This is a genomic window from Pseudomonas sp. MWU347, assembly GCF_017947305.1.
Lineage (GTDB): Bacteria > Pseudomonadota > Gammaproteobacteria > Pseudomonadales > Pseudomonadaceae > Aquipseudomonas > Aquipseudomonas putida_A.
The window spans coordinates 349,683-366,368 of sequence record NZ_JAFGZB010000004.1; the positions used below are offsets into that span (position 1 = coordinate 349,683).

General features: G+C 59.5%; 17 protein-coding genes. 7 read left to right on the forward strand and 10 right to left on the reverse strand.

The window, feature by feature from the left end; all coding sequences use genetic code 11:
* The first annotated feature begins 13 nt into the window (after positions 1 to 13).
* Both KCG87_RS10990 and KCG87_RS10995 read left to right on the forward strand, forming a co-directional pair.
* A complete protein-coding gene (locus KCG87_RS10990) occupies positions 14 to 628 on the forward strand; it encodes an RNA polymerase sigma factor (RefSeq protein ID WP_003222662.1) in 615 nt (204 codons plus the stop codon).
* Complete coding sequence (locus tag KCG87_RS10995) at positions 622 to 855, forward strand: zf-HC2 domain-containing protein (protein WP_098967716.1); 234 nt, start codon at positions 622 to 624, stop codon at positions 853 to 855. The genes KCG87_RS10990 and KCG87_RS10995 overlap by 7 nt, the downstream gene beginning before the upstream one ends.
* A 183-nt stretch (positions 856 to 1,038) precedes the next feature.
* Here the strand turns inward: KCG87_RS10995 and KCG87_RS11000 are convergent, their stop codons facing one another.
* On the reverse strand, positions 1,039 to 2,370 hold the full coding sequence (locus tag KCG87_RS11000; protein WP_103484437.1) for a putative porin: 1,332 nt from the start codon (positions 2,368 to 2,370) through the stop codon (positions 1,039 to 1,041).
* 278 nt (positions 2,371 to 2,648) lie between these two features.
* Between KCG87_RS11000 and KCG87_RS11005 the strand changes: the two genes are divergently transcribed.
* Positions 2,649 to 3,773, forward strand: a complete 1,125-nt coding sequence (locus KCG87_RS11005) for a GNAT family N-acetyltransferase (protein WP_134785689.1) — start codon at positions 2,649 to 2,651, stop codon at positions 3,771 to 3,773.
* Positions 3,774 to 3,887: 114 nt separating this feature from the next.
* Here the strand turns inward: KCG87_RS11005 and aqpZ are convergent, their stop codons facing one another.
* The 5 genes from aqpZ to KCG87_RS11030 all read right to left on the reverse strand — a co-directional run bounded on the left by aqpZ (position 3,888) and on the right by KCG87_RS11030 (position 9,104).
* A complete protein-coding gene (gene aqpZ / locus KCG87_RS11010; RefSeq protein ID WP_134785690.1) occupies positions 3,888 to 4,583 on the reverse strand; it encodes an aquaporin Z in 696 nt (231 codons plus the stop codon).
* A 291-nt stretch (positions 4,584 to 4,874) separates the two neighbouring features.
* A complete protein-coding gene (locus tag KCG87_RS11015) occupies positions 4,875 to 6,707 on the reverse strand; it encodes an ABC transporter ATP-binding protein (RefSeq protein WP_095138579.1) in 1,833 nt (610 codons plus the stop codon).
* Between the two features lie 88 nt (positions 6,708 to 6,795).
* Positions 6,796 to 7,359, reverse strand: a complete 564-nt coding sequence (locus KCG87_RS11020; RefSeq protein WP_095138580.1) for a peptidylprolyl isomerase — start codon at positions 7,357 to 7,359, stop codon at positions 6,796 to 6,798.
* A 3-nt stretch (positions 7,360 to 7,362) separates the two neighbouring features.
* Positions 7,363 to 8,166 (reverse strand): alpha/beta hydrolase, encoded by an 804-nt coding sequence (locus tag KCG87_RS11025; RefSeq protein ID WP_096796627.1) that lies wholly within the window; start codon positions 8,164 to 8,166, stop codon positions 7,363 to 7,365.
* Positions 8,167 to 8,180: 14 nt separating this feature from the next.
* Positions 8,181 to 9,104 (reverse strand): LysR family transcriptional regulator, encoded by a 924-nt coding sequence (locus tag KCG87_RS11030; protein WP_210557874.1) that lies wholly within the window; start codon positions 9,102 to 9,104, stop codon positions 8,181 to 8,183.
* A 49-nt stretch (positions 9,105 to 9,153) separates the two neighbouring features.
* Between KCG87_RS11030 and KCG87_RS11035 the strand changes: the two genes are divergently transcribed.
* The 3 genes from KCG87_RS11035 to KCG87_RS11045 all read left to right on the forward strand — a co-directional run bounded on the left by KCG87_RS11035 (position 9,154) and on the right by KCG87_RS11045 (position 11,510).
* Complete coding sequence (locus tag KCG87_RS11035) at positions 9,154 to 9,468, forward strand: 3-phosphoglycerate kinase (protein WP_139055240.1); 315 nt, start codon at positions 9,154 to 9,156, stop codon at positions 9,466 to 9,468.
* 231 nt (positions 9,469 to 9,699) lie between these two features.
* Positions 9,700 to 10,299, forward strand: coding sequence for an FMN-dependent NADH-azoreductase (locus tag KCG87_RS11040; RefSeq protein WP_098967725.1), 600 nt, complete (start codon positions 9,700 to 9,702; stop codon positions 10,297 to 10,299).
* Positions 10,300 to 10,643: 344 nt separating this feature from the next.
* Positions 10,644 to 11,510, forward strand: coding sequence for a carboxylate/amino acid/amine transporter (locus KCG87_RS11045; RefSeq protein ID WP_098967727.1), 867 nt, complete (start codon positions 10,644 to 10,646; stop codon positions 11,508 to 11,510).
* A 110-nt stretch (positions 11,511 to 11,620) separates the two neighbouring features.
* Here KCG87_RS11045 and KCG87_RS11050 read toward each other — a convergent pair whose 3' ends face one another.
* Positions 11,621 to 12,919, reverse strand: a complete 1,299-nt coding sequence (locus KCG87_RS11050; protein ID WP_098967728.1) for a mechanosensitive ion channel family protein — start codon at positions 12,917 to 12,919, stop codon at positions 11,621 to 11,623.
* Between the two features lie 191 nt (positions 12,920 to 13,110).
* On the opposite strand from KCG87_RS11050, the gene KCG87_RS11055 reads away from it, so the two are divergent.
* Positions 13,111 to 14,451 (forward strand): DEAD/DEAH box helicase, encoded by a 1,341-nt coding sequence (locus tag KCG87_RS11055; RefSeq protein WP_041070247.1) that lies wholly within the window; start codon positions 13,111 to 13,113, stop codon positions 14,449 to 14,451.
* Positions 14,452 to 14,513: 62 nt separating this feature from the next.
* Here the strand turns inward: KCG87_RS11055 and KCG87_RS11060 are convergent, their stop codons facing one another.
* The 3 genes from KCG87_RS11060 to KCG87_RS11070 form a co-directional block, all read right to left on the reverse strand.
* Positions 14,514 to 15,113 (reverse strand): hypothetical protein, encoded by a 600-nt coding sequence (locus KCG87_RS11060; RefSeq protein WP_210557872.1) that lies wholly within the window; start codon positions 15,111 to 15,113, stop codon positions 14,514 to 14,516.
* A gap of 12 nt (positions 15,114 to 15,125) precedes the next feature.
* Positions 15,126 to 15,710 carry a papain-like cysteine protease family protein gene (locus KCG87_RS11065; protein ID WP_210557871.1) on the reverse strand — a complete coding sequence of 195 codons (585 nt, stop codon included), beginning with the start codon at positions 15,708 to 15,710 and terminating at the stop codon, positions 15,126 to 15,128.
* Between the two features lie 262 nt (positions 15,711 to 15,972).
* Complete coding sequence (locus tag KCG87_RS11070) at positions 15,973 to 16,248, reverse strand: hypothetical protein (protein ID WP_097086740.1); 276 nt, start codon at positions 16,246 to 16,248, stop codon at positions 15,973 to 15,975.
* Positions 16,249 to 16,686 lie beyond the last annotated feature (438 nt).

Here is a 16,686-nt window from a genome sequence, read left to right on the forward strand (position 1 = left end):
AAACGAGGCGTGCATGGCCGCAACCGACGACACCCAACTGCTCGAACGTCTGCTCGCGGGTGAGCAAAAGGCTTTCAAGGAGCTGGTCAGCACCTACCAGAGCGCCATGCGCGCCGTGGCTTACGCGATTGTCGGCCAGCGCCATGTCGAAGAAGTGGTGCAGGACGCCTGGCTTTCGGTGGTGCGCCATATCGGCAGCTTCGAGGGTCGTTCCAGTCTCAAGACCTGGCTGCTGACCATCACCGCCAACTCGGCCAAGAGCCGCTACAAACAAAACCGCCGCGAAGTATTGATGGATGATCTGCCGTCACCCCACGGCACCATCGATGACGACCGTTTTTCGCCCGGTGACGGCCATTGGCTGGTGGCGCCATTCGCCTGGCATCAGGACACCCCGGAAGCCTTGCTTACCGAAAGTGAATTGCGTGATTGCCTTGAGCACACCTTGCTCAGCCTGTCGGAACTGCAAAGCAGCGTGTTGCTGCTGCGCGAACGTCAGGGTCTGGAACTGGAAGAGATCTGTAATCTTCTGGAGATCTCGCTCTCCAATGTCCGTGTGCTGCTGCATCGGGCGCGGCTGAAAGTCTTCGCCACGGTGGAGCATTTTGAGGAGACCGGCGAATGCTGACCTGCAAGGAACAAGTAGCGCGCTCCAGCGATTATCTCGATGGCCAATTGAGCTTTCGCGAGAAACTGCTGGTGCGCCATCACCTGATGTTCTGCCCGAACTGTCGGCGGTTCATTCGTCAGATGCGTTTGATGCAGGCCACGTTGAAGGCGATGCCGGAGAAGCCGCAAGAGGGTGTGGATGCGCTGGCTGAGCGTCTGGCCGAGCAACGCCGTAAGGAAAAATAGAATCTCACTTGTAGGAGCTGCCGAAGGCTGCGATCTTTTGATCCTCAAAAACAAGATCAAAAGATCGCAACCTCCGGCAGCTCCTACTGGTTTTTTTGCTTCCTGCAGAAATAGCCCGACGCGGACGAAACGAACGGATGATGGGGATCGTCCCGCCCACGTCAGGCTAGAGGGTGACGCGTTTTAGAACTTGGCTTCGGCATCCAATTGCAGCGTATTGATGTCGGAGTCGGTCTTCTTCAGGCTGGCGTTGGTGTAGTCCGAGTTGGCCATGAAGTAGGTGGCACCCAGGGTGAAGTTCTTGTCCAGCTCGTAGCTGACTTTCAGCTTGCTGCCGCGCGAACCGGTGTAGCCGTTGGCGAAGTCGGAGTCGGTGAAGGCACCGACCACCGCGTTACGCTGTACGTCGCGGTAGTTGTAGTCGATCCCGAAGCCATAAACCTTGGTTTTCACGCCGGCCAGCCAGCCAGTGTCCTGGTCGTTGCTGGCGTCTTTGTTGTTGACGTACTGACCGTAGATCGACAGCGGTACTGGCAGGTTGGCGATGTCCAGTTGACCAAAACCTTCATACAGTTTGAAGGTTTCGTTCGGGCTGTTGCCGTTGACGGCCAAGGCACATGGCGCAGTGACGGTGCCGGTGGTCGGGCAGGCGCTGTCCTTGTCATTGTCGTAGGAATAGAGGCTGCCACCCAGGGTCAGTTTCAGGCTGTCGGTCAGTGCGAAGCGACCGCCCAACTGGCCAGCGTACAGACGCAGGTCGTGCTTGAACTGCACGCCTTCGCCGTCGACGTTGTCCTTGAGGGTGTAGTGGCCGGCGCTACCGAACAGCTCGGTGCTGCCGTTCAACGGATACTTGTAGGTGACGGCCAGACCTTCCGGGTTGATGTCGCTGTCCCAGATGATGTCGCCCATGCTCACCCACGGCTGGTTCATTTTACCGGCGATCAGGTGCAGGTTCTTGATTGCGTCAGGGTGGTAGTCGACGTAACCCTGGTCGAGCCAGATCTGCTTCTTGTCGAAGTAGTTGTTCAGGTCCTGGTTGGTGGAGCGGGCGTCGTCGCTGCTGCCGGTGGCAATACGGATACCGGTGTCCACCTGCGGGTTGATTTCGGTGTAGGCACCCAGACGGGCACGAATGCGCTGACGGTCCTGGTCCTTGCTGTTCGGCACGCCATCGTTCTTGACGGTCTCCTGACGGAAACGCACGTCGCCCTTGAACTGGGTCTTGGCGGCCCAGGCGAGTTTCTGGTCGAAGGAGCTCAGCTCATTGGTTTTCTTCGCGGTCGCCGCGATCTGCTCGTTGGTCTCTTGCTGCGCCTGCTGCGCGATTTGCTGAGCCTTCTGATCCTTGGCCAGTTCAGTTTGCAGTTCGATGTACTGCGCCTGGGAAATGGAACCGTTGGCCTTGAGCATGTCGAGCAGTTTGGCGTCGACTGCAGCACTGGCCGGAACGCTCATGGCCAGCAACAGGCCACCGCACAAGGCCGCCGCAGTTTTCGTGGAAGCAAGACGCATAGCAATCTCCGAAGATGAGAGGGATGGCAGAACCATCCGGGGCACACCGACGCGCACGTCGGAAAACAGTGTCCGGGTAGACCCCGGCGCTCTAAAAACAGGAGCGAGTATCGCGATGGTTTATGACAGAGCAGTGGCTAAGTGATGTCATGTCGATGACGATACAAAGTTGTCCTGAACTATTGATCTAGAGCGCTGTCGTCCGATTGCTCGTGTGCAAAGGGCAGCGATAAGCGATACTCGCGGGGCTTTGAAGCCCGGAAGTGGAGAGTCAGTTGATGCCGTTGCAACGCCTGCAAAGCCTGTCAGAAATCGCCCCTGCGACCTGGGATGCACTGGTGCCCGAGAACCAGCCGTTTTTGCGGCACGCCTTTCTCTCGGCCCTTGAAGACAGCGGCAGCGTTGGCCCGCATACGGGGTGGCAAGCCGAGCACCTGCTGCACGTCGAAGACGATCGGCTGATCGCGGCGTTGCCCAGTTACCGCAAGTGGCATTCCTACGGCGAGTACGTGTTCGATCACGGCTGGGCCGATGCCTGCGCCCGGGCCGGCATCGATTACTACCCCAAACTGCTGACGGCGGTGCCGTTCAGTCCGGTCAGCGGGCCACGCTTGCTGGCCGCCCGGGTCGAGGACGGTTTCGAACTGCTCAAGAGCCTGCCGGGTTATCTGGAAATCGAAGAGCTTTCCAGCGCGCACATCAATTTCACCGACCCGTTCACCGATGCCGCCATGGCCGAGCAGCCGGGCTGGCTGCAACGTATCGGCTGTCAGTATCACTGGCAGAATCGCGGTTATCGGGACTTCCAGGATTTTCTCGACGCGCTCAGTTCGCGCAAGCGCAAGCAAATGCGTAAAGAGCGCGAGCAAGTGGCGGGGCAGGGCTTCGAGTTCGAATGGCTGGAAGGGCGTGAGCTGGACGAGGCGCAATGGGATTTTGTCTACGCCTGCTATGCCAACACCTACGCCGTGCGCCGCCAGGCGCCGTACCTGACGCGCGAGTTTTTCAGTCTGCTGGCTGCGCGGATGCCGGAGGCGATTCGGGTGGTGCTGGCCAAACAGGGTTCACGTCCGGTGGCGATGGCCTTCAGCCTGGTCGGGGGCGACAGCTTCTATGGACGCTATTGGGGATGTCTGGCCGAGTTTGACCGGCTGCATTTCGAGACGTGTTTCTATCAGGGCATGGACTATGCGATTGCCCAGGGGTATCAGCGCTTTGATGCCGGCGCTCAGGGCGAGCACAAGCTGATTCGCGGCTTTGAACCGGTGATCACCCACTCGTGGCACTACCTGCGTCATCCCGGTCTGAAAGCCGCAGTTAAAGACTTCCTGCAACAGGAACGTGCTGGCGTCCTTGCGTACGCCGAAGAAGCGAAAACCGCCTTGCCCTATCGCCAGACATAGATCCTTTGTAGGAGTGAGCCTGCTCGCGATAGCGATCTGTCAGAGCCATTGATGTTGACTGACACACCGCTATCGCGAGCAGGCTCACTCCTACAAAGGGATCTCAGGCACCCCTCAGGTTTCTTCTTTGCCCAACCAGCGATAAATCCCGCCACCGACCACCGCACCAATCAGCGGCGCGACCCAGAACATCCACAACTGCGCGATCGCCCAGCCGCCGACCATCAGCGCCGGCCCGGTGCTACGAGCCGGGTTGACCGAGGTGTTGGTGACCGGAATCGAGATCAGGTGAATCAGCGTCAGCCCCAGGCCGATGGCAATCGGTGCGAGGCCCGCCGGGGCGCGTTTGTCGGTGGCGCCGAGGATGATGATCACGAACATCCCGGTCATCACCAGCTCGGTGACAAAGCCTGCCGCCATCGAGTATTTGCCGGGCGAGTGCTCGCCGTACCCATTGGACGCCAGACCTGCTGCGATGTCGAAACCCTCCTTGCCGCTGGCGATGTAGTAGAGCAGCGCGGCGGCGAGTATCCCGCCGAGCACCTGGGCGATGATGTAGGCGGGTAGCTCTTTTGCTGGAAACCGTCCGCCGACCACCAACCCGACCGATACCGCCGGATTGAGATGACATCCGCTGATGTGGCCGATGGCGAACGCCATGGTCAGCACCGTCAGACCAAACGCCAGGGCCACCCCCAGCACCCCGATGCCCAGAGGCGAAGACGCGGCGAGCACCGCACTGCCACAACCACCCAGAACCAGCCAGAACGTACCCAACAACTCAGTAACTGAACGTTTGAACAGAGACATGAGAGAGTCCTTGATAGCCCATGCTATCGAGACTGTATTGCGTTGTGCTTCCCTGCAGATTTACGACAGGTTCCGTGCTGGAACCTTGGCTGAGTACAGCACGCTTTGGATGGATTTCCAGCAGCCATGAAAAAACCGCCAGAGCCCGTGGTTAGAGGGCTGTGGCGGTTCCCAATATATTGTGGGAGGGGGCTTGCTCCCGAATGCGGTGTGTCAGACAAATGTTCGGTACTGACACCCCGCTTTCGGGAGCAAGCCCCCTCCCACATTGGAGTTGTATTGATTCAATGATCAATCGATCCCGACAAATCCCCCGGTCTGGTGCGCCCACAACCGCGCATACAATCCGCGATGCGCCAGCAGTTCGGCGTGGGTACCGCTCTCGGCGATCTTGCCGTTTTCCAGCACTACCAGCCGATCCATGCGAGCGATGGTCGAGAGACGGTGAGCAATGGCGATCACGGTTTTGCCTTGCATCAGGGTTTCCAGGCTTTCCTGGATCGCCGCTTCGACTTCTGAGTCGAGTGCCGAGGTTGCTTCGTCCATGATCAGGATCGGCGCGTCCTTGAGCAGCACCCGGGCAATCGCAATGCGCTGGCGCTGACCGCCGGACAGTTTCACCCCGCGTTCGCCGACGTGCGCGTCGAAACCGGTACGGCCCTCAGCGTCCGACAGCAGCGGAATGAACTCGTCGGCGCGAGCCTTGTGCACCGCGTCCCAGAGCTCGGCGTCGGTGGCGTCAGGCTTGCCATACAGCAAGTTGTCGCGGATCGAGCGGTGCAGCAGGGAGGTGTCCTGCGTGATCATGCCGATGCGTGCGCGCAGGCTTTCCTGGCCGACTTCAGCGATGTTCTGCCCATCGATCAGGATCCGTCCGCCCTCTACGTCATACAGGCGCAGCAGCAGGTTGACCAAGGTCGATTTGCCGGCGCCGGATGGCCCGATCAGGCCGATTTTCTCGCCGGGTTTAATGGTCAGGTTGAGGTCGCCGATGATGCCTTTCTTCTTGCCGTAGTGAAAATCCACGTGCTCGAAACGCACTTCGCCACGAGCCACGGCCAGCGGTTTGGCCTGCTCGCGATCAGTGACGCTGACCGGTTGCGAGATGGTCTGCAGACCGTCCTGGACCATGCCGATGTTTTCGAAGATGCCGGTGACTACCCACATGATCCAGCCGGACATATTGACGATACGAATCACCAGACCGGTGGCCAGGGCGATAGCACCGACGGTGATCAGCGACTGCGTCCACAGCCACAGCGCCAGCGCGGTGGTGCCGACGATCAGCAGGCCGTTCATGGTGGTGATCGCCACGTCCATGCTGGTCACCACGCGGCCGGCCATCTGCGCCTTGACCGTCTGTTCTTCGATGGCTTCCTTGGCGTAGTGCTGTTCGAAATTGGTGTGGGCGAACAGCTTCAGGGTGGCGATGTTGGTGTAGCCGTCGACGATCCGCCCCATCAGTTTCGAGCGCGCGTCGGAAGCTTCCACCGAACGCTCTTTCACCCGTGGCACGAAGTAATACAGCGCACCGATGTAGGCGACGATCCACGTCAGCAGCGGAATCATCAGGCGCCAGTCGGCTTCGGCGAACAGCACCAGCGAACTGATCGCGTAGATCACCACGTGCCACAGCGCATCCACCGCTTGCACCGCCGAATCGCGCAGCGAGTTGCCGGTCTGCATGATGCGTTGGGCGATGCGCCCGGCGAAGTCGTTCTGGAAGAAATTCAGGCTCTGCTTGAGCACGTAACTGTGGTTCTGCCAGCGGATCATGCTGGTCATGCCGGGGCTGAGGGTCTGATGCACCAGCAGGTCGTGCAGGCCGAAAAAGATCGGCCGCAGTACCAGGGCGACTACCACCATCCACGTCAGTTCGAGGGCGTGGTCGCTGAAGAAATTCGGGTTGGGCGTGCCTTGGGCCAGGTCGATGATGCGGCTCAGGTAGCTGAACAGCGCGACTTCGATCAACGCGGCAAACAGGCCGACGACGAGCAGGGCGGCGAAACTCGGCCAGACCTGCTTGAGGTAATAGGTATAGAAGGGCCAGACACGATCCGGAGGGGAGGCCGTGGGGGCGTCGCGGAATATGTCGATCAGTTGTTCGAAACGGCGATAGAGCATCAGATAACCGCCCGGATGCCGGGCTCTCCTTTTATCGGTGTGAGCGGCGTGGCTTCAGGCCAGCGCCGCTCGAAACGCCCTGTACAGCTTAGTCGATGACTTTGGCCGACTTGATGATCACAGGGTCGACAGGCACGTTTTGCATGCCCTGTTTGGTGGTGGTTTGCGAGTTGACGATGATGTCGACCACGTCCATGCCTTTGACCACTTTGGCGAATACCGCGTAACCGGCATCACGGCCCGGATCGAGGAAGGCGTTGTCGGCGACGTTGATGAAGAACTGGCTGGTGGCCGAATCAGGGTTGGAGGTACGGGCCATCGACAAAGTGCCGCGAACGTTATGCAGACCGTTGCTGGCTTCGTTCTTGATCGGCGCCTTGGTTTCTTTCTGCTGCATCTGTGGCGTGAAACCGCCGCCCTGAGCCATGAAGCCCGGGATCACGCGGTGGAAAATGGTGTTGGTGTAAAAACCGCTGTTGACGTAATCCAGAAAGTTTTTGGTACTGATTGGCGCCTTGACCGGGTCCAGTTCGATTTCGATCTGGCCGTTGGTAGTGTCCAGCAGCACGTGCGGTGCTTTGGCCGGGGTGGCAGCCATCAGGTTGGCAGCAAACAGCACGGTGCCGGCGGCGAGGGCGAGTTTTTTCAGCATGGGTCAGTGATCCTGAGATTGAATGTCGGCTGCGGCGAGAAACTCCAGCAGCGTTTGGTTGAAGTGTTCGGGTTGATCGAGCGGGGTGGCGTGGCGCGAGTCGGCGATGACCACCAGCCGCGCATCGGGCAGCAGTTTTACATAGGTTTCTTTCAGTGCTACCGGCGTGTAGTCACGGTCGGCAGTCACGATGAGGGTTGGACAGGTCACCCGGGAAAGTCGTTCCTGGACGCCCCAGCCAACAATCGCATCGAAGCTGGCGAGATAAGCACGTTTGTCGTTTTTTGCCCAGCGTTCGGCCATTTTCTGCCGCAGATCAGCCTGCTCGGGTTTCGGGAACAGTTTGCCGCCTAATGCCTTGCCAATGGTCGCGAGGCTGAGCACGCGCATCAGGCTCCAGCGCTTGAACCACTGCCAGTAATCGTCGCGGCTGCGCAGTTTGACCTCGGGGGCGCTGTTGACGATGGTCAGGCTTTTCAGCATTTGCGGCTGATCGACGCCGAACTGAAAGCCGATCATCCCGCCCATCGACAGCCCGACGTAATGCACCGGGCCGAGTTTCAGGTGTTCGATCAACGCCAGCAGATCGGCGCTGAACCCGGCGATGCTGTAGCGCTCGCGAGGTTTGTCCGAGCGACCGTGACCGCGTATGTCAGGGACGATCACCCGGTAATGCGCCGACAGCGCCGGGATTTGCATTTCCCAGTCCAGGGTGCTCGAACCGAGCCCGTGAACCAGCAGCAACGGGGTGCCGTGGCCATATTCCTCGTAGTGCAGGTTGCAACCTTCGTGCTCGAAATAGGCCATCGGTGAACTCCGTGTCAGGTTTGCTCGGGGGCGGCGAACGGTGCGTCAAGCGGCAAAGTGTCGAAGGTGCGCAACAGTTCGATGAGGATTTGTGTGGCCGGGCCCAGCGGTTTGTCCTTGTTCGAATACAGATAGAAGCTCGGGTTGCGGCTGCCGCCCTGATCCAACGGTAGCAGCTTGAGCGTGCCTTCCTTCAATTCCCGTTCGATCATGTGTCGTGGCAGCCAGGCAAAGCCCAGGCCGCTGCTGACGAACGTGGCAGCCGTGGCGAGGCTGCCGACGGTCCAGCGCTGTTCGGCGCCGAGCCAGCCGACGTCGCGTGGTTGCTGGCGGCCGGAGTCGCGAATCACCACCTGCATCTGGGTTTCCAGGTCCTGGAAGCTCAGTTCGCGATTGAGCCGATGCAGCGCGTGATCCGGGTGGGCGACCGCGACAAATTCGACGTCGCTCAATTCCGCGCCGAGGTAACCGGGGATGCTCAGGCCGGTGATCGCCAGATCGGCCACGCCTTCGAGCAAGACCTCCTCGACCCCGGACAACACCTCCTCGCGCAGACGCACGCGGCAGCCGCGACTCTGCGGCATGAATGCGGTCAGCGCCCGCACGATGCGTGCGCTCGGGTAAGCCGCATCGACCACCAGCCGCACTTCGGCTTCCCAACCTTGCTCCATGTGATGGGCGAGGTCTTCCAGTTGGCTGGCCTGTTTCACCAGTTGTCGCGAGCGGCGCAGCAGTACGCCGCCGGCTTCGGTGAGCACCGCTTTACGTCCGTCGATGCGCAGCAACGGCACGCCGAGCTGGTCCTGCATGCGGGCGACGGTATAACTCACCGACGATTGCGAACGGTGCAGAACCTCGGCGGCCTGGGCGAAACCACCGTGGTCGACCACGGCCTGCAATGTTCGCCATTGATCAAGGGTCACGCGGGGCGCTTTCATCAATAGCTCCTCTTGTCCTAAGCTGGCCGTCCCTCATGGAGACTGGCGAATGAAAAAATTCTGTTGTGTGGTGCTCGCGTTGCTGCCGCTGACTGCGTTTGCTTACCCGATCGATGTGCAGAAGAACCTCAATGGCTTGAAGATCGACTACGAGACCTTCGACACCGACAAAGACATCGGCTCCATAAAAGTCGTCAACTTCGGCGATGTCGATGCAATCTGCAAAGTCGTTTTCAACAATGGCCCGGAAGCACCGCGTACGCGCAACATCGAAATCCCGGCCCGCAAGCATACGAATGCCACGGCCAAGTTCTCCCGCGAGATCATCAGGCTGCGCATCGACCTGAGCTGCAGCCCGAAATAACACCGTCAATCCCTTGTGGGAGCGAGCTTGCTCGCGAATTGGCCGTTTCAGTCGACATCATTGTTGAATGACACACCGCTTTCGCGAGCAAGCTCGCTCCCACAGGGGCTAAGTGCATCTAAACGAATTATTCGATGCTTTGCAGCAATTATTTGCGCTTTTTCATCGATACGACCCTGTTTAACCTTCACTCCATCGACCTACAACATTCTCGGATGGAGACTACACACCATGTCCCGCGTTCTGATCATCGAAAGCAGCGCCCGCCAGCAAGATTCGGTTTCCCGTCAACTGACCCAGACCTTAATTGGTCAGTGGAAAGCGGCGCATCCCAACGATCAGATCACCGTGCGTGACCTCGCCGTGAATCCCGTTCCACACCTGGACGCCAACCTGCTGGGCGGCTGGATGAAGCCTGCCGAGCAGCGCAACGCCAGCGAACAATCGTCGCTGGAGCGCTCCAACGAATTGACCGACGAGCTGCTCGCTGCCGACGTACTGGTGATGGCTGCGCCGATGTACAACTTCGCGATCCCGAGCACCCTCAAGGCCTGGCTCGACCACGTGCTGCGTGCCGGCGTGACCTTCAAGTACACCGAAACCGGCCCGCAAGGCCTGCTCAGCGGCAAACGTGCCTACGTGCTGACCGCTCGCGGCGGCATCTACGCCGGCGGCCCGGCCGACCATCAGGAACCGTACCTGCGTCAGGTCATGGGTTTCATCGGCATCCACGACGTGACCTTCATTCACGCCGAAGGCATGAACCTGGGCGGCGACTTCCAGGAGAAGGGCCTGAATCAGGCCAACGCCAAACTGTCCCAGGTCGCTTGATATGTTAATCGCCAGATAATCGCCGCTTGTTTAAGTGACCTGGCGCAACCCCTTCAAGGCTCTACGCGCATCGAACCTCCCTTTGCACTTGTTGCTCCTGAGTGCTGTAGCCCGATTGAACGCTTTAGCGAGATCGGGCTTTTTTTTTGCCTGGGATTATCTGAGCAACGTGTAACCCCTGTGGGAGCGGGCTTGCTCGCGAAGGCGGTGTGTCAGTCAACTATTCGTCGACTGACACGATGCCTTCGCGAGCAAGCTCGCTCCCACAGGGTTCAGTGTTGCCTGAGGTTCGCGGTCTGGCGCAAAAACCGCTATCGTCGCCGCCATTCGAAACAGAGGCGACCATGGGCTATCTACTTTTTGTCACGCTGATCCAGGCGTTTTCCTTCAGTCTGATCGGCGAATACCTCGCCGGGCATGTCGACAGCTACTTTGCAGTGCTGGTGCGCGTGGTGCTGGCCGGGCTGGTGTTCATTCCGTTGACCCGCTGGCGCTCGGTGGAGCCTTCGTTCATGCGCGGCATGCTGCTGATCGGCGCGTTGCAGTTCGGCATCACCTACGTTTGCCTGTACCTGAGCTTCCGTGTGCTGACGGTGCCGGAGGTGTTGCTGTTCACGATCCTCACGCCGCTGCACGTGACGCTGATCGAAGATGCGCTGAACCGCCGCTTCAATCCGTGGGCGCTGGTGGCCGCGTTGGTAGCGGTGGGCGGTGCGGCGGTGATTCGTTTTGACCGGATCAACCCGGATTTCTTCATGGGCTTTTTGCTGCTGCAACTGGCCAACTTCACCTACGCCGCAGGGCAGGTGCTGTACAAGCATCTGGTGGCAAAACACCCGAGTGATCTGCCGCACTACCGACGTTTCGGCTTCTTCTATCTCGGCGCGTTGGCGGTGGTGTTGCCGGCGTTTCTGCTGTTCGGCAAGTCCAACTTCCTGCCCGAAGCGCCGTTGCAATGGGGCGTGTTGCTGTTCCTCGGTCTGGTCTCGACGGCGCTGGGGATGTACTGGTGGAACAAGGGCGCGTGCATGGTTAACGGCGGCACGCTGGCGGTGATGAACAACCTGCATGTGCCGGTGGGCTTGCTGCTGAATCTGCTGATCTGGAATCAGCATGAGGAACTGGGACGGTTGTTGCTGGGCGGGAGTGTGATTCTGGCGGCGGTGTGGATCAGCCGGTTGGGCATCCGCAAAACTCAAGCCACCGCATAACCCCTGTGGGAGCGGGCTTGCTCGCGAAAGCGGTGTGTCATTCAACGATTATGTTGACTGACCTGACGCCTTCGCGAGCAAGCCCGCTCCCACAGTTTTGATCTGTGGGGTTATAGGAGGTGTTTTTGTGGTTCTGGTATGTGCGCTGAGCCGAGTACAGCCGGCAACAACCCCGAACGCAAATCCCCGCCACTCGGCTGCTGATACAGGCTCAAACCGAACTCCGGCAGCACCGCCAGCAGATAATCGAAAATATCCCCCTGAATCCGCTCGTAATCGGCCCACACCGTGGTGGTCGTGAAGCAGTAGATTTCCAGCGGAATTCCCTGCGCCGTGGTCTGCATCTGCCGCACCATGCAGGTCATGTTCGGCTGCACCTCCGGGTGACTCTTCAAATACGCCAGCGCATAAGCGCGGAAGGTGCCGATGTTGGTCATGCGCCGGCGGTTGGCCGACATCGCGGCGACGTTGCCCTGCGCCTCGTTCCACGCCTTGAGTTCGGCTTTCTTGCGGCCCATGTAGCCGGTCAGCAGGTGCACTTGGCTCAACTTCTCTTCTTCATCGTCACGAATGAAGCGCACGCCGCTGGCGTCGATGAACAGGCTGCGCTTGATCCGTCGCCCGCCGGACTGTTGCATGCCGCGCCAGTTGCGGAACGACTCGGACATCAGGCGCCAGGTCGGGATCGAAACGATGGTCTTGTCGAAGTTCTGCACCTTGACCGTGTGCAAGGTGATGTCGACCACATCGCCATCGGCGCCGACTTGCGGCATCTCGATCCAGTCGCCGACCCGCAGCATGTCGTTGCTGGTCAGCTGTACGCTGGCGACGAACGACAGCAGGGTGTCCTTGTAGACCAACAGAATCACCGCCGACATCGCACCCAGACCGGAGAGCAGCAACAGCGGCGAACGGTCGATGAGGGTGGCGACGATGATGATCGCACCAAACACGTACAAGACCATTTTCGCCAGTTGCACATAGCCCTTGATCGAGCGGGTGCGGGCGTGTTCGGTGCGGGCGTAGATGTCCAGCAGCGCATTGAGCAGGGCGCTGACCGACAGCAGCAGGAACAGGATGGTGAAGGACAGCGCCACGTTGCCGAGGAAAGTCATCGCGGTTTTGCTCAGTTCCGGCACCAGGTGCAGGCCGAACTGGATCACCAGCGACGGCGTCATCTGCGCCAGACGTTGAAACACCTTGTTGTGGCGAAAGTCGTTGATCCAGTGCAGGGCCGGCTGGCGCCCGAGCATGCGGCTGGCATGCAGGATCAGATAGCGTGCCACTCGTCCGAGGACCAGCGCGATCACCAGTAGCAGCATCAGCGCCAGGCCGGATTGCAGGAATGGGTGCTTTTCGAGGGCACCCCAGAGGTCTTGGGCGTTGAGCCAGAGCTGTTTGAAATCCATGTGAGCAACGATTCTTCTGTAAGACGCGATGGGCGATTAGAGCATTTAAGACGCTGTGTATTACCGTTGGAGACAAATCGAGCAACAAAAAAGCCACTGATTACGCCCGTTTGTATAAAGAAACTCGGCCTGAGCGCTCGAAACCGGTAACCTATGCAGCTGTTTTTTTGCATATCTTCGAGGTAGCACCCGTGTTTTCCCAATTCGCCCTGCACGAACGCCTGCTCAAAGCCGTGGCCGAGCTGAAATTTGTCGAGCCAACGCCTGTGCAAGCAGCGGCCATTCCGCTGGCGCTCCAGGGGCGTGACCTGCGGGTGACGGCGCAAACCGGTAGCGGCAAGACCGCCGCTTTTGTCCTGCCGATCCTCAATCGCCTGATCGGCCCGGCGAAGATCCGCGTGAGCATCAAGACCCTGATCCTGCTGCCGACCCGCGAACTGGCCCAGCAGACCCTGAAGGAAGTCGAGCGCTTTTCGCAGTTCACTTTCATCAAGTCCGGCCTGATCACCGGCGGTGAAGACTTCAAGGTGCAGGCCGCGATGCTGCGCAAGGTGCCGGACATCCTGATCGGTACGCCGGGCCGGATGATCGAGCAACTCAACGCCGGCAACCTCGACCTGAAAGAAGTCGAAGTGCTGGTGCTCGACGAAGCCGACCGCATGCTCGACATGGGTTTCGCTGAAGACGTGCAACGTCTGGTCGACGAATGCCCGAACCGTCAGCAGACCATGCTGTTCTCCGCCACCACCGGTGGTTCGGGCCTGCGCGAGATGATCGCCAAGGTGCTGAACAACCCTGAGCATCTGCAGCTCAACGCGGTCAGCCAGCTGAACTCGACCACCCGCCAGCAAATCATCACCGCCGACCACAATCAGCACAAAGAGCAGATTGTGAACTGGCTGCTGGCCAACGAGACCTACCAGAAGGCCATCGTCTTCACCAACACCCGGGCCATGGCCGACCGCATCTACGGCCGCCTCGTGGCTCAGGAATACAAGGCGTTCGTGCTGCACGGCGAGAAAGACCAGAAGGATCGCAAACTGGCGATCGACCGTCTGAAGCAGGGCGGCGTGAAGATTCTGGTAGCGACCGACGTCGCGGCCCGTGGTCTGGACGTTGATGGCCTGGATCTGGTGATCAACTTCGACATGCCACGCAGCGGCGACGAATACGTGCACCGCATCGGTCGTACCGGCCGCGCAGGCAACGACGGTCTGGCGATCTCGCTGATCTGCCACGGCGACTGGAACCTGATGTCGAGCATCGAGCGCTACCTCAAGCAGAGCTTCGAGCGCCGCACCATCAAGGAAGTCAAAGGCACCTACGGCGGGCCGAAGAAGGTCAAGGCCTCGGGCAAGGCTGTCGGGGTGAAGAAGAAAAAGACCGACGCCAAGGGCGACAAGAAGAAAACCGCCGCCAAGACCCCGACCAAGCGCAAGAGCGCCAACCGTCCGAAGCCGGATTCGCTGGTGAGCAGCGACGGCATGGCCCCGCTCAAGCGTCGCAAGCCGGCTGAGCCAGCGGCTGAGTAAGGCGTTTTCGCAGGCAATAAAAAACCCGGACAGTGTCCGGGTTTTTTTATGCGCAGGGTTTGTCAGCTCCCCAACTGTCCGCTGGTGTCTGCGTCAAAGCGCTGTTTTGCGCGATCTGCCGCCGGTTTGAGCTGCGCGAGCAACGCGGCTTCGCTGTACAGCCGCGAGTTCCCGAGCTCTTTCGGCGTCGGCTCGATCGGGATCAGTACATCTTCACCGTCAGCGTGCAGCCAGATCGCCACGACGTGTAGTGCCGAGACAAACAGCACCCGCAGTTCAACGCTCTTGCCCTGCAATTGCGGCGCCTGTTCCGCCAGTTTCAACGCGCCCACGGTGTCGGCGGCCCGGGTGCCGTGGTTCAGCGAAGCGAACTCGACATGGCCACGCACCTCGGCCAGTTGCGCATCGGCAATGCTAACGCCGTCGGCAAACACCAGGTAATGCCAGTCGCCGATACGTGCGTCTTTCAGACCCTTGCCTTGGCTCAGATCGTCGAGTGTCAGCGAGTAGCCGCGGTAGGCTTCGCTGAGGCTGACTTTGGCCGGTGCCGCGTTGGCGAACTGGCGGTTGATGCCGAAGCCCTGGTTTTGCAGCGCGGCTTGCAGCACCGGACGCAAAGTCTGTACGCCGTTGGAAGGCGCCTTTGGATAAGTCAGTTGCATGATGTCGCCCTCCTAGTTTTTCGCGGTGAAGTAAGTGTGAGTCCAGTTGCCGCCGCCGTTGTACGAACCCGGGAAGGAGTTCAGCGCGCGGGTCGAGTAACCGTAGATCGAGTCGGCGATCAGCACGTAGTTGCCGTTGGTGCCGTAGATCGCCAGGAAGTGCGCGCCACCGCCATACCAGGCACAGCGCAGGCCGACCGGGCGGCCCATGTTGATCTGGTTCTGAATCGCCGACATCTGCAGCGAACCCTGATTCATCCCGTTATAGCTGCGGGTGGTCTGCAGGGCCGAATCCAGATAGCCGTAGACGTTGCACGGCCCCGGCTGGCTGCAGCAATTGCGGTCCAGTTGGGTGCTGGCGACGCCGCACTGAGTCCATGACCCGGTGCCGTAGTAGTTGCCGACCGAAGCGGAAACAGCGGCCCAGCACCAGTTGGTCTGAGTCTGTTTCTGCATCGTGAAGTTAAGGTTGGCAGCGGCCAGTGCCGCCGTTTGCGCAGTGGCTTCAACCTCGACAAGTTGCGGGTCGATCAGGTGGCCAACAAGGCATCTTGGCAGGCTCTCGCCGGTGAACGATGTTGCTTGAGTGGTTAACATTTTTTCAGTCCTCCATGAATGAAAACAAGCGTCCAGCTTGTGATTGTGTTGCGGTATTGCCGAGCGATCGGTGGGTAACGGTTTTCATCTGCGATGAATGGTGCCGATCTCCTTGCTCGATGTAACCTTAGTCAGGATATGCGTTTATGCAAGAAAACAAATGCACAAATGCATTTTTAAGATCAAAAGAGCGCAGCCTTCGGCAGCTCCTAAAGGGTCTGGTGTAGGAGCTGCCGCAGGCTGCGATCTTTTGATCTTGCTTTTAGCTGTCGGCTTTTTTCTCCGCCGAGTCCAGTTCCTTCAAGCGCTGATCAATCAACTGGCACTTGTCCGGCAGATCGGCGCTGGCCGTGCCCAAGTCCATCTTCTGCAACTCGGCATTGATTTCCTTGGCCTTGGCCGGATTCTGTTCGGTGAGCTTGGCCACTTCCTTGGCCAGTTGTTCGCGTTTGGCGGTGGCCTCTTCTGGTGTGCAGGCCCAGACGGGCAGGGCGCAGGCGAGGGTGGCGGCGAGAGTGAGTTTGAGCAGGGTTTTCATGGGGGCAGGCCTCCGTTCCGGGTAGGGCGGGTTGATCGGTGGAGGGTTTCGGGCGGAGAAAAGTTCAGTTCCAGTGTTTTTACCAGTCCATTTAGAGTGACCGAACGGTCGCGATCTTCCCCTGAAAAGCAGACCTCTTGAGGAAAAGTCACGGGTTAGAGCGGTTGTTGTAAAAGACGCTGTACGACTTATTGACGCCAGAATGATGGCAATCTACCATCGCGCCATCACATTGATATCAAATTGTGATTTCGAGGGATCGAACAAACTATTCGCCAGCGGTTCTGCGATCGTTTTTGCCACGCTTTGGACGTTCTGACCGAGGCGCGCATTTATCCCCCTTTTGCTTGTTCTCTCACCTGGCCCCGTGTTTTGGCCAGGCGGGGATCGCTTTGCCTGTTGATTACCCAGACCTCACTCGCCTGTCGCAACGAGAGC